This is a genomic window from Streptomyces barkulensis (genome assembly GCF_002843305.1).
Lineage (GTDB): Bacteria > Actinomycetota > Actinomycetes > Streptomycetales > Streptomycetaceae > Streptomyces > Streptomyces barkulensis.
In genome coordinates this window covers 1-14524 of the sequence record NZ_PGSG01000091.1, presented here as the reverse complement: position 1 = coordinate 14524, position 14524 = coordinate 1, and the positions used below count along the sequence as shown (strand labels likewise).

The 14524-nt window shown below is 71.7% G+C and carries 13 protein-coding genes; 6 read left to right on the top strand and 7 right to left on the bottom strand.

Annotated features, from left to right (window positions below; genetic code table 11):
• The first annotated feature begins 7 nt into the window (after positions 1 to 7).
• From CUT83_RS18660 to CUT83_RS18635, 6 genes are all read left to right on the top strand, one after another.
• Positions 8 to 1156, top strand: a complete 1149-nt coding sequence (locus tag CUT83_RS18660; protein WP_240957518.1) for a glycerate kinase — start codon at positions 8 to 10, stop codon at positions 1154 to 1156.
• A gap of 300 nt (positions 1157 to 1456) precedes the next feature.
• The gene (locus CUT83_RS18655) at positions 1457 to 2305 is read left to right on the top strand and encodes an ABC transporter ATP-binding protein (protein WP_101257000.1); all 849 of its coding nucleotides are present in this window, start codon (positions 1457 to 1459) and stop codon (positions 2303 to 2305) included.
• 62 nt (positions 2306 to 2367) lie between these two features.
• A complete protein-coding gene (locus CUT83_RS18650; RefSeq protein WP_101257080.1) occupies positions 2368 to 3132 on the top strand; it encodes an ABC transporter ATP-binding protein in 765 nt (254 codons plus the stop codon).
• Positions 3129 to 4019, top strand: a complete 891-nt coding sequence (locus CUT83_RS18645; RefSeq protein WP_101256999.1) for a branched-chain amino acid ABC transporter permease — start codon at positions 3129 to 3131, stop codon at positions 4017 to 4019. The genes CUT83_RS18650 and CUT83_RS18645 overlap by 4 nt, the downstream gene beginning before the upstream one ends.
• Positions 4012 to 5190 (top strand): branched-chain amino acid ABC transporter permease, encoded by a 1179-nt coding sequence (locus CUT83_RS18640; protein ID WP_101256998.1) that lies wholly within the window; start codon positions 4012 to 4014, stop codon positions 5188 to 5190. The genes CUT83_RS18645 and CUT83_RS18640 overlap by 8 nt, the downstream gene beginning before the upstream one ends.
• Positions 5187 to 6470 carry an ABC transporter substrate-binding protein gene (locus CUT83_RS18635; RefSeq protein ID WP_101256997.1) on the top strand — a complete coding sequence of 428 codons (1284 nt, stop codon included), beginning with the start codon at positions 5187 to 5189 and terminating at the stop codon, positions 6468 to 6470. Before CUT83_RS18640 ends, CUT83_RS18635 begins: the two co-directional genes overlap by 4 nt.
• A 367-nt stretch (positions 6471 to 6837) precedes the next feature.
• On the opposite strand, the gene pssA is transcribed toward CUT83_RS18635, so the two are convergent.
• The 7 genes from pssA to ccrA form a co-directional block, all read right to left on the bottom strand.
• Positions 6838 to 7695: a CDP-diacylglycerol--serine O-phosphatidyltransferase gene (pssA, locus tag CUT83_RS18630; protein ID WP_240957517.1), complete on the bottom strand. Its 858-nt coding sequence runs from the start codon at positions 7693 to 7695 to the stop codon at positions 6838 to 6840.
• A complete protein-coding gene (locus CUT83_RS18625) occupies positions 7682 to 8329 on the bottom strand; it encodes a phosphatidylserine decarboxylase (RefSeq protein WP_101256996.1) in 648 nt (215 codons plus the stop codon). The genes pssA and CUT83_RS18625 overlap by 14 nt, the downstream gene beginning before the upstream one ends.
• Positions 8330 to 8509: 180 nt before the next feature.
• Complete coding sequence (locus tag CUT83_RS18620) at positions 8510 to 9715, bottom strand: acyl-CoA dehydrogenase family protein (protein ID WP_101256995.1); 1206 nt, start codon at positions 9713 to 9715, stop codon at positions 8510 to 8512.
• 1 nt (position 9716) lies between these two features.
• Complete coding sequence (locus CUT83_RS18615; protein WP_101256994.1) at positions 9717 to 10250, bottom strand: MaoC family dehydratase; 534 nt, start codon at positions 10248 to 10250, stop codon at positions 9717 to 9719.
• Positions 10251 to 10386: 136 nt separating this feature from the next.
• Entirely contained in the window at positions 10387 to 11352 is a 966-nt protein-coding gene (locus tag CUT83_RS18610) for an HpcH/HpaI aldolase/citrate lyase family protein (RefSeq protein ID WP_101256993.1), read from the bottom strand.
• Positions 11349 to 13361 carry a protein meaA gene (locus CUT83_RS18605; protein WP_101256992.1) on the bottom strand — a complete coding sequence of 671 codons (2013 nt, stop codon included), beginning with the start codon at positions 13359 to 13361 and terminating at the stop codon, positions 11349 to 11351. Before CUT83_RS18605 ends, CUT83_RS18610 begins: the two co-directional genes overlap by 4 nt.
• A gap of 11 nt (positions 13362 to 13372) precedes the next feature.
• The coding region (gene ccrA / locus CUT83_RS18600) for a crotonyl-CoA carboxylase/reductase (protein ID WP_101256991.1) at positions 13373 to 14524 on the bottom strand (1152 nt) is incomplete at its 5' end.

The window sequence follows — 14524 nt, the reverse complement described above, 5'->3', positions numbered from 1 at the left end:
AGACCGCGTGGAAACGACACACACCGAGACAGGCCGCGTGCTGATCGCCGCGGACAAGTTCAAGGGGTCGCTCACCGCCGCCCAGGTGGCCGAGCACACCGCGGCCGGGATCCGCCGGGCCCGCCCCGGCACCGGGGTCGAGGCGCTGCCCGTCGCGGACGGCGGCGACGGCACCGTCGACGCGGCGGTCGCCGCCGGGTTCGCGCTGCGCCAGACGGCGGTCACCGGGCCGCTGGGCAAGGCGGTCACCGCCTCCTACGCGCTGCGCGGCGACACCGCCGTGGTGGAGATGGCCCAGGCCTCCGGACTTCAGAAGATGCCGGAGGGCGTCCTCGCCCCGCTGTCGGCCACCACCTACGGCACCGGCGAGACGCTGCTGGCGGCGCTGGAAGCCGGAGCGCGCACGATCGTCCTGGGCGTGGGCGGCTCCGCCACCACCGACGGGGGCGCGGGCATGCTCACCGCGCTCGGCGCCCGATTCCTCGACGCCGGCGGCAGGCCGCTGCAGCCCGGCGGCGGACCGCTGCGCCATCTGGAGACGGCCGACCTGTCGGGTCTTGACCCGAGACTGAAGGACGTGGAGATCGTCCTGGCGAGCGATGTCGACAACCCGCTCACCGGTCCGCACGGAGCCGCGGCCGTCTACGGCCCCCAGAAGGGGGCGCGGGAGGCGGACGTGGAGCTTCTGGACGCCGCGCTCGCCCACTACGCCCGCGTACTGGAGACCGTTCTCGGCCCACGCGCCGCGCATCTGGCACAGCGGCCCGGCGCGGGCGCGGCCGGCGGTGTCGGTTACGCCGCCCTGGCCGCGCTCGACGCCTCCTTCCGGCCCGGCATCGAGGTGCTGCTGGAGGTGCTGGGCTTCGCCGAGGCCCTGGAGCGCGCCGATCTGGTGATCACCGGCGAGGGCTCCCTGGACGCCCAGACCCTGCGCGGCAAGGCCCCCGCCGGGGTGGCCGCCGCCGCCCGCCGGGCGGGCCGGCCGGTGGTCGCGGTGTGCGGGCGCCTGGCCATCGGCGAGGAGGAGATGCGGGCCGCCGGGATCGAGGCGGCGTACGCCCTGACCGACCTCGAACCGGACCCGGCCGTCTGTATGGCGCAGGCCGGGCCGCTGCTGGAGCGGGTGGCCGAGACACTGGCGGCCGACCGCCTGTGACCTGCCCGTAGGGCGCACGACGCCGCTCTCGCGGCACACCGAAGGCCCGGACCGCGCGGTCCGGGCCTTCGGCCTGCCCGGCGCGGCCGTCCCCCGGGCCCTTCCGTGACACCCCGCCGTCCGCCCGGGAGCGGAGGCCGCGGGTCCGCTGTGCCCGTGCACAGCCGGGCCCGGGCACCTCTGGTCACCGGCAGCGATTCGCCCACCGGCCGTGGACGGCCCTTCACGGCCGGTGCTGGGGTGAGCGCCGTGATCCCGGTGGAGCCCACCGGGGGACAGGACGGAAGAAGAGGAGGGCCGATGACGGCCGCTTCGCTGGAGGTCCGGGAGGTGTCCGTGGGCTACGGCCCGGTACGGGCGCTGAACTCGGTCTCCGTTGATGTACCCGAGGGCGCGGTGGTCGCCGTCCTCGGCGGCAACGGCGCCGGCAAGACCACCCTGCTGCGCGCCGTCTCGCGCACCCTGCGCTTCCACGGCGGGACGATCGCCTCCGGCACGGTCTCCTTCGCCGGACGGCGGCTGGACGGACTGACCCCCGCTCAGGTGGTGGCCGCCGGGGTGGTGCAGGTGCCCGAGGGGCGGCAGGTGTTCGCCCGGATGACCGTGGCCGACAACCTCCGCGCCGGCGCGCTGGGCGCGGCCGGCGGCCGCCGGGCGGCCGCCGGGGCGCAGGCGCGGGTCCACGAACTGTTCCCGGTGCTGGCCGAGCGGGCGCACCAGCGGGCCGGGCTGCTCTCCGGCGGCGAGCAGCAGATGCTCGCCATGGGCCGCGCCCTGATGGCCCGCCCCAGGCTGCTGCTCCTGGACGAACCCTCCCTCGGCCTGGCCCCCCTGATGGCCGACCGGATCGCCGAGACCGTGCGGGAGATCAACGCCCAGGGCACCTCGGTACTGCTGGTCGAGCAGAACGCGGCGATCGCGCTGCGGCTGGCCTCCTCGGCGGTGGTCCTGGAGGTGGGGGAGGTGGTCCTGGCCGGGGACGCGGACGAACTCGCCGCCTCCGACGAGGTACGCCGCCGCTATCTGGGCATCACCGACGAAGCCGGGCACCCCGGCGCCCCGGAGGGCGCCGGCGCCGAGGACGTGCCCGGGAGCGTGTCCGAGGGAGCCCCGCGCCCGGCCGCGACCCTGCGCAGGTGGTCGGCGTGAAGACCTCCGACACCCGGGAACAGGCACCGGCACCGGCACCCGCCGGGGAGGACGTCCCCGCGCTGCGGGTGGAAGACCTGACCGTCCGCTTCGCCGGGCTCACCGCGCTGGACGCGGTCTCCTTCACCGTCGAGCCGGGCAGCGTCCACGCCGTCATCGGCCCCAACGGCGCGGGCAAGTCCACCACCTTCAACGTCCTGTCCGGCGTCTACCGCGCGACCGGGGGCAGCGTCCGCTTCGGCGACGAGGAACTGACCGGGCTGGCGCCGCACGCGATCGCCTCCCTCGGCGTGGCCCGCACCTTCCAGAACATCGCGCTCTCCCCGTACGCCACGGTCGCCGACACGCTGATGCTCGGCCGCCACCGGCTGACCCGCACCGGCTACCTGGCCGCCGGGCTCCGCCTGCCGCGGGCCGCGCGCGAGGCGGCCCGGCACCGCGAACGGGTGCGGGAGATAGCCGAGTTCACCGGTCTGGAGCCCTATCTGAACCAGCCCGCCGGCGCACTGCCGTACGGGCTGCAGAAACTCGTCGAACTCGGCCGCGCGCTGTGCATGGAACCCCGGCTGCTGCTCCTGGACGAGCCCGTGGCCGGCATGACCGCCGACGAACGCCGCCGCACCGCCTCCCTGATCGCGGGCGTGCGCGAGGGACTCGGCATCTCGATCGTCCTGGTGGAGCACGACATGGGAATGGTGATGCGGCTCGCCGACGCGGTGACCGTACTCGACTTCGGCCGCAGGATCGCCGACGGCACACCCGACGAGGTCCAGCGCGACCCCGCGGTCGTCCGCGCCTATCTGGGACAGGAGGCGGCGAGCGCATGACGACCTTCGTCGAACTGCTGCTGAGCGGGCTGTCCATCGGCTCGGTCTACGCGCTGATCGCCCTCGGCTTCGTGATCATCTTCAAGGCGACCGAGGTGGTGAACTTCGCCCACGCCTCGCTGCTGCTGGCCGGCGGCTATCTGACCGCCGTGCTCCGGGACGACATCGGGTTCTGGGCGGCCCTGCTGGTGGGCGTCGCGGGCGCGGCGGCGGTGGGCGCGCTGGTGGAGTTCCTGGTGATCCGCCGTTACCGCGGACACGACCACAGCGTGCTGGCCATCGTCACCATCGGCGTCGACATCGTGCTGGTCACCGAGCTGACCCGGCAGATCGGCGCCCGCGTCCTGCCCATGGGCGACCCGTGGGGCGCTCAGGTGCTCACCCTCGGATCGGTCAGCATCCCGCAGACCCGGGTGGCCGCCTTCGTCACCGCCGCCCTCATCATCGGCGCCTTCCTGCTGGCCTTCCGCTTCACCTCCTGGGGTGTGGCGATGCGGGCGGTGGCCGAACACCCCGAGACCGCGGCGCTGATGGGCATCCGGCTGGGCCGGGTCTCCTCCTCGGCCTGGGCGGTGGCGGGAGCGCTGGCCACGGTCGCCGCCCTGTTCCTGACCGTCTTCCCCACCCCCGGCCTGGAGCGCGGCACCTCCCTGGTGGCGCTCAAGGCCTTCCCCGCCGCGATCCTAGGCGGGCTGGACTCCACCACCGGGGCCCTGGTCGGCGGGCTGGTCATCGGCGTCACCCAGTCCATGGCCGCCGGCTACCAGAGCGACCTGGCCTTCCTGGGCCGGGGCATCGGCGACCTCGCCCCCTATCTGGTGATGCTCCTGGTCCTGCTGGTGCGCCCGGCGGGCCTGTTCGGAACGAGGGAGCTGTCCCGTGTCTGAGTCCACCACCGCCGCGACCACCGGGCCCGCCGGGACGGCCAAGACGTCCGGGGCGTCCGGGGCCGGCTCCGCCACCGGATCCGCCACCGGGCGAGGCCGCCGCGCACGCGCCCGCGTCCGGCCGCCGCGCCGCGCCGCCGCTTACACGGTGGCCGCGGCGGGCCTGCTGCTGCTCGCCCTGCCCTTCTACCTCGACCGCTTCTGGCTCCAGGCCGGGCTGCTGGCCATGGCCGCCGCCATCGGCGCGATCGGGCTGAACCTGCTGACCGGCGCCACCGGCCAGCTCTCCCTGGGCCACTCCTTCTTCCTCGCCGTCGGCGCGTACGGCTACTGCGTACTGGCCGGCGACACCGGCGGGGAGCTGACCGGCCTGGGCCTGCCCGGCTGGCTGGCCGTGACCGGCGCGGTGGCCCTGGCCGGTGCGGCGGGCGGGCTGTTCAGCCCGATCGCCGGACGGCTGCGGGGCGCCTACCTGGGCATCGCCACCCTGGCACTGGTCTTCGTCGGCCAGCACGTGCTGCTCAACGCACACGACCTGACCGGCGGCTACAACGGCCGCCCGGTCCCGCCGCTGTCGCTGCTGGGCGTCACCTTCGACGACACCGAGACCGTGGTCGCCGCCGTGCCGTTCCAGTCGATGGAGAAGCTCTGGTACGCCGGGCTGGTCCTGCTGGCGGTGTGCGCCTTCTTCGCGCACGGCGTGCTGCGCGACCGCCCCGGCCGGGCGCTGAACGCCATCCGCGACCACCGGATCGCGGCCGGGGTGATGGGCGTGCCGGTGGCCCGCCAGCGGGCGGGGGTGTTCGTCCTGTCCTCGATGTACGCGGGCCTGGCCGGGGTGCTGCTGGCGCTGGTCTTCCAGCAGACCGTGCCCGAGTACTTCGGCATCGTCCTGGCCCTGGAGTACCTGGCCATGATCGTCATCGGCGGTCTGGGCTCGGTCTCCGGAGCCGTCACGGGGGCGGTGTTCGTCACCCTGCTGCCCCAGATCCTCACCCGCTACAGCGAGGCACTGCCCCTGGTCTCCGCCCCCGGAACGGGCGGGGTCGCACCGGGCGAGATGTCCCGCTACCTGTACGGCGCCGCGATCGTGGCGATCGTGCTGTTCCTGCCGGGCGGCCTGGTGCGGCTCGCCGCCCGCCGCGGTCACACCAAGAAAGACGAGGCATGAAGACTGTGAAGACGCAGAAGAAGCACACGGCGCGCGCCGCCGCGGTGGTCGCCGCGACCGCCCTCGCCCTCATCGCCACCGGGTGCAGCTCCAAGGCGGGCGGCGGCGACTCCGGCGGCACCGGCGCCGACGGCGTGCGGACCGACAAGGGCGTGACGGACGACACCATCCGGATCGGCGCCCTCACCGACATGACCGGTGTCTACGCCTCCCTGGGCAAGAGCGTCACCCAGGCCCAGCAGCTCTACATCGACAAGATCAACGACGACGGCGGGATCTGCGGGCGGAAGCTGGAGCTGACCGTCCGCGACCACGGCTACGACGCGGGCAAGGCCATCCCCGCCTACACCGAGCTGCAGCCCAAGGTGGTGGGCTTCGTGCAGTTCCTCGGCTCGCCGTTCGTCAGCGCGGTCAAGGAGCGCATCGACGGTCAGCACAAGGTGCTGGTGCTGCCGCAGGCCTGGTCCGCCGACCTGCTGGGCAGCGAGTACATCCGGGTCATCGGAGCCACCTACGACGTGGAGACGGTCAACGCGATCGACTTCCTGCTGAAGGAGGGGAAGATCGCCGAGGGCGACAAGATCGGCCACGTCTACTTCGAGGGCGACTACGGCGAGAACGCCCTGGAGGGCGCCCAGTACGCGGCCGAGAAGGCCGGGCTGACCCTGGTGGAGCAGAAGATCAAGCCGACCGACGAGGACATGTCCGCCCAGGTGGCGGCGTTCAAGAAGGCCGGTGTGAAGGCCATCGTGATCAGCGCCGGGCCGCGCCAGGCCGCCTCCCTGGTCGGTGTGTCGGCCGCCGGCGGTCTGAACGTGCCGATCATCGGCAACAACTCGGCGTTCGCGCCGCAGCTGCTGAAGACCCAGGCCGGCCCGGTCCTGCAGAAGGACTACTACGTTGCCGCCTCGACCCTGCCCATCGGATCCGAGGAGCCGGAGCCGGCCAGGCTGGCCCGGGAGTACGCCAAGGCCTACCCCGACGACATCCTCGACAACGGCGTGGCCGCGGGCTGGAGCGCCGCCTCCGTCTTCGGCGCGGCGCTGAAGCAGGCGTGCGACGACAAGGACCTCACCCGGGAGGGTGTGGTCAAGGCGCTGACGTCCATGGAGGACCACGACGGGGGCTTCGGTATCCGGCACGACTTCACCGACCCGAACCTGCCCTCCACGCGGGAGACCTTCATCCTCAAGCCGGACGGGAAGACCAAGGGCGGACTGAAGGTGCACCGCGAGGCGGGGACCTCCGAGAACGCGCAGGCGTTCTCCTTCGAGGAGTGACCGCGGGCTGACCAGGCTTCCGTGCCCGCCGTGACGGGGGCGGCGGGACGATGAGGACGGGGCCCGGGCTCGTACGAGTCCGGGCCCCGAGGCGTTCCACGGCGCGGGGCCGCCCGCACCGTGTCCCGCTCGCCCGCCGGCACCGTGCCCGCGCCCTGCCCGGAGCGCTCCCGCGGCGCCCTGTCCCTTCCGGCGGGTCGTGCCGGACCCCGGCACGACCCGCCGGTGTCTCTCGACAGATCCGCTGGTGTATCCCGGCGCGGACCGGGAAGACGCGGACCAGGAGGAGAAGGCGGGAAAAACTCGGGCGCCGGACGGATTCCATGGAATCCGTCCGGCGCCCGAGGTGCGAACCGGCCGCCGCCGGCTAGGGCTGGGCCGCCGCCCGTGCCTCACGGCGGTTGTCGCGGAAGGTGTTGACCCGGCGCGCGGTGGCGAACAGCGGGATCACCGCGCCCAGCACCAGCTGCAGCGCGCAGCCGGTCTGCAGCAGCAGCTCACCACCGGGGGCGTCGAAGGCCCAGGCCGTCAGCAGACCCATGCTCAGCACGATCCAGCCGAGCATCGCCACGGCCAGCAGCCCGCGCGGCTTGGGGTACTCCACCCGGCTCACCATCAGCCAGGCCACCCCGACGATGGCCAGCAGCGTCGGGACGAACGGCAGCTCCAGCAGCACGATCGAGACGACCGTCAGCGCCCCGAAGGGGCTGGGCATGCCCTGGAACACCCCGTTGGGCAGGGTGACGCAGGAGAACCGGGCGAGCCGCAGCACCACCGCCAGCACCACCACGATCCCGGCGAGCGCCGAGACCCCCTGGTGCGCGTCGTTGGCCACCATCCCCCAGACCAGCACGAAGTACGCCGGCGCCAGCCCGAAGCTGATCAGGTCGGAGAGGTTGTCCAGCTCCGCGCCCATCGCCGAGCTGCGCAGCTTGCGGGCCACGAGCCCGTCGAAGAGGTCGAAGACCGAGGCCAGCAGCATCAGCATCACGGCGGTCGCGGCGCTGTGCCGGGCCATGCCGCCGTCGCCGTTGCCCGTCAGATGCGGGATCAGGACGCCGGTGGTGGTGAAGTACACCGCCAGGAAGCCGCAGGTGGCGTTGCCCAGGGTGAGCGCGTCGGCTATCGACAGCCGCATGGACAGCGGCATGTCGCCCATCTCGTCGCCGTCGTCCTCCGGGCCGGCCTCGGGGACCCACTGGGTCTTGGGGTCAATCACGGTCAAGGCGAGTCACCCCCGCGGTCGTGGGCTGGCCGACCTCGACGTCGACCTCGACGCCCTCCGGGAGGTAGAGGTCGACGCGGGAGCCGAAGCGGATCAGACCGATCCGCTCACCCTGCTCGACCTTGGCGCCCTGCTCGGTGTACGGAACGATCCGCCGGGCCACGGCGCCGGCGATCTGGACCATCTCGATGTCGCCCAGCTCGGTGTCGAAGTGCCAGACGACCCGCTCGTTGTTCTCGCTCTCCTTGTTGAACGCCGGAACGAAGCCGCCGGGCACATGCTCGACGGACGTCACCGTGCCCGCCAGCGGGGCGCGGTTGACGTGGACGTTCAGCGGGCTCATGAAGATCGCGACGCGGGTGCGCCCGTCCTTCCACGGCATGATGCTCTGTACCACGCCGTCGGCCGGGGAGATGACGCGACCCTGGGCGATCTCTCGCTCGGGGTCGCGGAAGAACCACAGCATGCCCGCCGCCAGGGCGGTGGCGGGCACTGCCGCCACCGCGGCGCCTCTCGAGCGCCTGGCGCGGGCCAGGCTGAGGGCGGCGGTGGCGACGGTCGGGAGGAGCCACGGCGACGCTCCGCGCGCGAGACGGACGCGGCCGCGTTGTGCAGAGGATGGGCTGTGGGGCATGGATGACCTTCGTAGCGGAGGGTGCCGCGTAAACACGGGGGACGGCGGCTTTCCCGGGATGCTATCGGTTACCGGTGGCAACTGGGCAAGCCAGAGCACCTGTCGGGACCGCGGGCTCCCCGGAAGGCCTCGGTTCGGGGTGTCGTCCCCCTGGAGGGAAAACACCCCGAATGAGGCATTCTACCCCTGGATCTTGTACTCCTCCAGGAGTCGGCGTCCCACGATCATCTTCTGGATCTCGGCGGTGCCCTCGCCGATCAGGAGCATCGGGGCCTCACGGTACAGCCGTTCGATCTCGTACTCCTTGGAGAAACCGTAACCGCCGTGGATGCGGAACGCGTCCTCCACGACCTCCTTGCAGTACTCCGAGGCGAGGTATTTGGCCATCCCCGCCTCCAGGTCGTTGCGCTGCCCGGAGTCCTTCTTCCGTGCGGCGCCGACCATCAGGGCGTGCGCGGCCTCCACCTTGGTGGCCATTTCGGCCAACTTGAACTGAATTGCCTGGTGCTGGGCGATCGGCTTGCCGAAGGTGTGCCGCTGCTGGGCGTAGGAGACGCCCAGCTCGAAGGCGCGCTGGGCGACTCCGCAGCCGCGCGCGGCCACGTTCACCCGGCCGACCTCGACGCCGTCCATCATCTGGTAGAAGCCGCGGCCGGTCGCGCCCCCCAGGACCCGGTTCTCCGGGACGCGCAGGCCGTCCAGGATCAGCTCGGTGGTGTCGACGCCCTTGTAGCCCATCTTGTCGATCTTGCCGGGGATCGTCAGACCCGGCTTGACCTCGCCGAATCCCGGCTCCTTCTCGACCAGGAAGGTGGTCATCGACCTGTGCGGCGCGGTGCCCTCGGGGTGGCCCTCGTCGGTGCGGCACAGCACCGCCACCAGCGAGGAGGTGCCGCCGTTGGTCAGCCACATCTTCTGGCCGGTCAGGACGTACTCGTCGCCGTCGCGCACACCCTTGGTGGTGATGGCCGACACGTCCGAGCCCAGGCCCGGCTCGGACATCGAGAAGGCGCCGCGGACCTCGCCGGCCGCCATCCTCGGCAGGAAGTACTCCTTCTGCTCGCGAGTGCCGTGCTGCTTGAGCATGTACGCGACGATGAAGTGCGTGTTGATGATGCCGGACACGCTCATCCAGCCGCGGGCGATCTCCTCCACGCACAGGGCGTAGGTGAGCAGCGACTCCCCGAGACCGCCGTACTCCTCCGGGATCATCAGACCGAAGATCCCCAGCTCCTTGAGGCCCTCCACGATCTGGGTCGGGTACTCGTCCCGGTGCTCCAGCTCGGTGGCGACCGGGATGATCTCCTTGTCGACGAAGTCGCGGACGGTGGAGACGATCTCCCGCTGGATGTCCGTCAGGCCCTCGGTCTGCGCCAGGCGCCCCATGTCACTTGCCTCCCTTTCCGGAGTCCCGCCCGTCCGTGCGCAGCTCGGGGCGGCCGGGCTGCTCACCTCCGCGCGCCTCGGTGTACTCGGCGGTGGGCACCATCACCTTGCGGCGGAAGACGCACACCAGGGTGCCGTCCTGCTTGTAGCCCTTGGTCTCGACGTGGACGATGCCGCGGTCGGACTTCGAGCGCGACGGCGTCTTGTCCAGGACGGTGGTCTCGCCGTAGACGGTGTCGCCGTGGAAGGTCGGCGCCACGTGCCGCAGCGACTCGATCTCCAGGTTGGCGATCGCCTTGCCGGAGACGTCCGGCACGGACATGCCCAGCAGCAGCGAGTAGATGTAGTTGCCGACCACCACGTTCCTGCCGAAGTCCGTCGTCTTCTCGGCGTAGTTGGTGTCCATGTGGAGCGGGTGGTGGTTCATGGTCAGCAGGCAGAACAGGTGGTCGTCGTACTCCGTGACCGTCTTGCCGGGCCAGTGCCGGTAGACGTCCCCGACCTCGAACTCCTCGTAGGTGCGGCCGAACTGCATGGTGTGACTCTCCGTGGTGTGGTGGAAGGAGGGGGTACCGGACCGGGCCGCCCCCCTCCCCGGCCCCTTCCCCCGCCCCGGGAGGGCGGCGCGGGAGGAGGGGCGGGGAGCCGGGAGCGGCCCGCGGTGGTGGGGCTCAGGCGGCCGGCGGCTCGAACTTCGAGGTCCGCTCCATGCCGGCGGCCCGGCCCTTGCCCGCGATGACCAGCGCCATCTTGCGGCTGGCCTCGTCGATCATCTCGTCGCCGAGCATCGCCGAGCCCTTCTTGCCGCCCGCCTCGGAGGTGAAGTACTCGTAGGCGTCCAGGATCAGCTCCGCGTGGTCGTAGTCCTCCTGGGAGGGGGAGAAGACCTCGTTGGCCGCCTCGACCTGGCCGGGGTGCAGCACCCACTTGCCGTCGAAGCCGAGGGCCGCGGCGCGCTCGGCGACGGCCCGGAAGCCGTCCACGTTCTTGATCTGCAGGTAGGGGCCGTCGATGGCCTGCAGGTTGTGGGTGCGGGCGGCCATCAGGATCCGCATCAGGATGTAGTGGTAGGCGTCGGCCGGGTAGCCGGGCGGCTGCTCGCCCACGACCAGGGACTTCATGTTGATGGAGGCCATGAAGTCGGCCGGGCCGAAGATGATGGTCTCCAGCCGGGGCGAGGCGGCGGCGATCTCGTCGATGTTCACCAGGCCCTTGGCGTTCTCGATCTGCGCCTCGATGCCGATGCGGCCGACCTCGAAGCCCATCGTGGTCTCGATCTGCGTCAGCAGCATGTCCAGCGCCCTGACCTGGGCGGCGTCCTGCACCTTCGGCAGCATGATGCAGTCCAGGTTGGGGCCCGCGCCCTCGACGACCGTGATCACGTCGCGGTACGTCCAGTGGGTGGTCCAGTCGTTGACGCGCACCACCCGGGTCTTGCCCGTCCAGTCGCCCTCGTTGAGGAACTTCACGATGGTGTGCCGGGCCTCGGGCTTGGCCAGCGGGGCGCAGGCGTCCTCCAGGTCCAGGAAGACCTGGTCGGCGGCCAGGCCCTGGGCCTTCTCCAGGAAGCGGGGGTTGCTGCCCGGGACCGCGAGGCAGGAGCGGCGGGGGCGCAGCCGGTTGACGGGCGTGGTCATGCGGGGACCTCCAGGGGATCGAGCTTGTTCGCGGTACGGATCTCGTCGACGATACGGCCGATGATCTCCGTGATGCCGAAGTCCTTCGGGGTGAAGACCGCCGCCACCCCGGCGGTACGCAGCGCCTCGGCGTCCGCGTTCGGGATGATGCCGCCGACGATGACGGGCACGTCGTCGACGCCGGCCCGGTGCAGCCGGTCCAGCACGTCGGGCACCAGCTCGGCGTGCGAGCCGGAGAGGATCGACAGCCCCACGCAGTGCACGTCCTCGGCGACGGCCGCCGAGACGATCTGCTCGGGGGTGAGCCGGATGCCCTGGTAGACCACCTCGAAGCCCGCGTCGCGGGCCCGTACGGCGATCTGCTCGGCCCCGTTGCTGTGCCCGTCCAGACCGGGCTTGCCCACCAGCAGGCGCAGCTTGCCCGAGCCCAGCTCGGCGGCGGTGGCCGCCACCTTCCGGCGGACCTCGGCCAGCTGTGAGCCCTCCTCGGCGGGGGTCGCCACGGGCGCGGAGCTCACGCCGGTGGGGGCCCGGTACTCGCCGAAGACGTCGCGCAGGGCCCAGGCCCACTCGCCGGTGGTCACTCCGGCCCGGGCGCACTCCAGGGTGGCCGGCATCAGGTTGTCCCTGCCCGCCGCGGCCCGCTTCAGCTCGGCGAGCGCCCGGTGGGCGCGGTCCTCGTCCCGCTCGCCGCGCCACCGCTGGAGGGCGGTGACGACGTTGCGCTCCACCGCCGGGTCCACGGTCATGATGGCCGTGTCCAGGTCGGCGGTGAGCGGGTTGGGCTCGGTGGACTCGAAGCAGTTGACCCCGACGATCCTCTCCTCGCCGGACTCGATGCGGGCCCGGCGCTCGGCGTGCGAGGCGACCAGCCGCGACTTCAGGTAGCCGGACTCCACCGCCGCCATCGCGCCGCCCATCTCCTGGATGCGCTCGATCTCGGCGAGCGCGCCCTCGGCCAGCTCGGCGGTCCTGGCCTCGACCACGTGCGACCCGGCGAACAGGTCGTCGTACTCCAGCAGGTCGCTCTCGTGGGCGAGGACCTGCTGGATGCGCAGCGACCACTGCTGGTCCCAGGGCCTGGGCAGGCCGAGCGCCTCGTTCCAGGCCGGCAGCTGCACGGCGCGGGCGCGGGCGTCCTTGGAGAGGGTGACCGCCAGCATCTCCAGCACGATGCGCTGGACGTTGTTCTCCGGCTGCGCCTCGGTCAGCCCCAGGGAGTTGACCTGGACGCCGTAGCGGAAGCGGCGGTGCCTGGGGTTCTCGATCCCGTACCGCTCGCGGGTGATCTTGTCCCAGATGCGGGTGAAGGCCCGCATCTTGCACATCTCCTCGACGAAGCGGACGCCCGCGTTGACGAAGAAGGAGATGCGCCCGACGACGTCGCCCATCCGCTCGGCGGGGACCTGCCCGGAGTCGCGCACCGCGTCCAGCACCGCGATGGCGGTGGACATGGCGTAGGCGATCTCCTGCACCGGGGTGGCCCCGGCCTCCTGCAGGTGGTAGCTGCAGATGTTGATCGGGTTCCACCTGGGCATGTGCGCCACGGTGTAGGCGATCGTGTCGGTGGTCAGACGCAGGGAGGGCCCCGGCGGGAAGACGTGCGTCCCGCGCGAGAGGTACTCCTTGACGATGTCGTTCTGCGTCGTCCCCGACAGCCCGGAGATGTCCGCACCCTGTTCCTCGGCGACCACCTGGTACAGCGCCAGCAGCCACATGGCGGTGGCGTTGATGGTCATCGAGGTGTTCATCCGCTCCAGGGGGATGTCCTGGAACAGCCGGCGCATGTCACCGAGGTGGCAGACCGGGACCCCGACCCGGCCGACCTCGCCGCGGGCGAGGACGTGGTCGGGGTCGTAGCCGGTCTGGGTGGGCAGGTCGAAGGCGACCGACAGGCCGGTCTGCCCCTTGGCGAGGTTGCGCCGGTACAGCTCGTTGGACGCCTCGGCCGTGGAGTGCCCGGCGTACGTCCGCATCAGCCACGGACGGTCTTTCTGGCGCTCAGCCATGGGGATGACCTCTACACGTTCCGGAAGCGGTTGATGGCGTCGAGGTGCTCGGCCCGCGTCTCGGTGTCGCGCACGCCCATGCCCTCCTGGGGGGCCAGGCACAGCACGCCGACCTTGCCCTGGTGGGCGTTGCGGTGCACGTCGTGGGCGGCCTGGCCGGTCTCGGCCAGGGAGTACGTCCTGGACAGGGTGGGGTGGATCTTGCCCTTGGCGATCAGGCGGTTGGCCTCCCAGGCCTCGCGGTAGTTGGCGAAGTGGGAGCCGATGATGCGCTTGAGGCTCATCCACAGGTAGCGGTTGTCGTAGCTGTGCATGTAGCCGGAAGTTGAGGCGCAGGTGGTGATGGTGCCGCCCTTGCGGGTGACGTAGACGGAGGCGCCGAAGGTCTCGCGGCCCGGGTGCTCGAAGACGATGTCCACGTCCTCGCCGCCGGTGAGTTCGCGGATGCGCTTGCCGAAGCGCTTCCATTCGCGGGGGTCCTGGGTGTGCTCGTCCTTCCAGAAGCGGTAGTCCTCGGCGTTGCGGTCGATGATCGACTCGGCGCCCATGGCGCGGCAGATGTCGGCCTTCTGAGGGGAGGAGACCACGCAGATGGGGTGGGCGCCGCCGGCCAGGGCCATCTGGGTGGCGTAGGAGCCCAGGCCGCCGCTCGCGCCCCAGATGAGGACGTTGTCGCCCTGTTTCATGGCGGCGCCGTTGCGGGAGACCAGTTGCCGGTAGGCGGTGGAGTTGACCAGGCCGGGGGCGGCGGCTTCCTCCCAGGACAGGTGGGCGGGCTTGGGCATGAGCTGGTTGGATTTGACCAGGGCGATCTCGGCCAGGCCGCCGAAGTTGGTCTCGAAGCCCCAGATGCGCTGTTCGGGGTCGAGCATGGTGTCGTTGTGGCCGTCGGCGTTCTCCAGTTCCACCGACAGGCAGTGGGCGACGACCTCGGCGCCGGGCTGCCAGGCGTTGACGCCGGGGCCGGTGCGCAGCACCACGCCGGCCAGGTCGGAGCCGATGATGTGGTACGGCAGGTCGTGGCGCTTGGCCAGCTCCGAGGTGCGGCCGTAGCGCTCCAGGAAGCCGAAGGTGGGCACCGGTTCGAAGATCGAGGTCCACACCGAGTTGTAGTTCACCGAGGAGGCCATGACCGCCACCAGGGCCTCGCCGGGGCCCAGCTC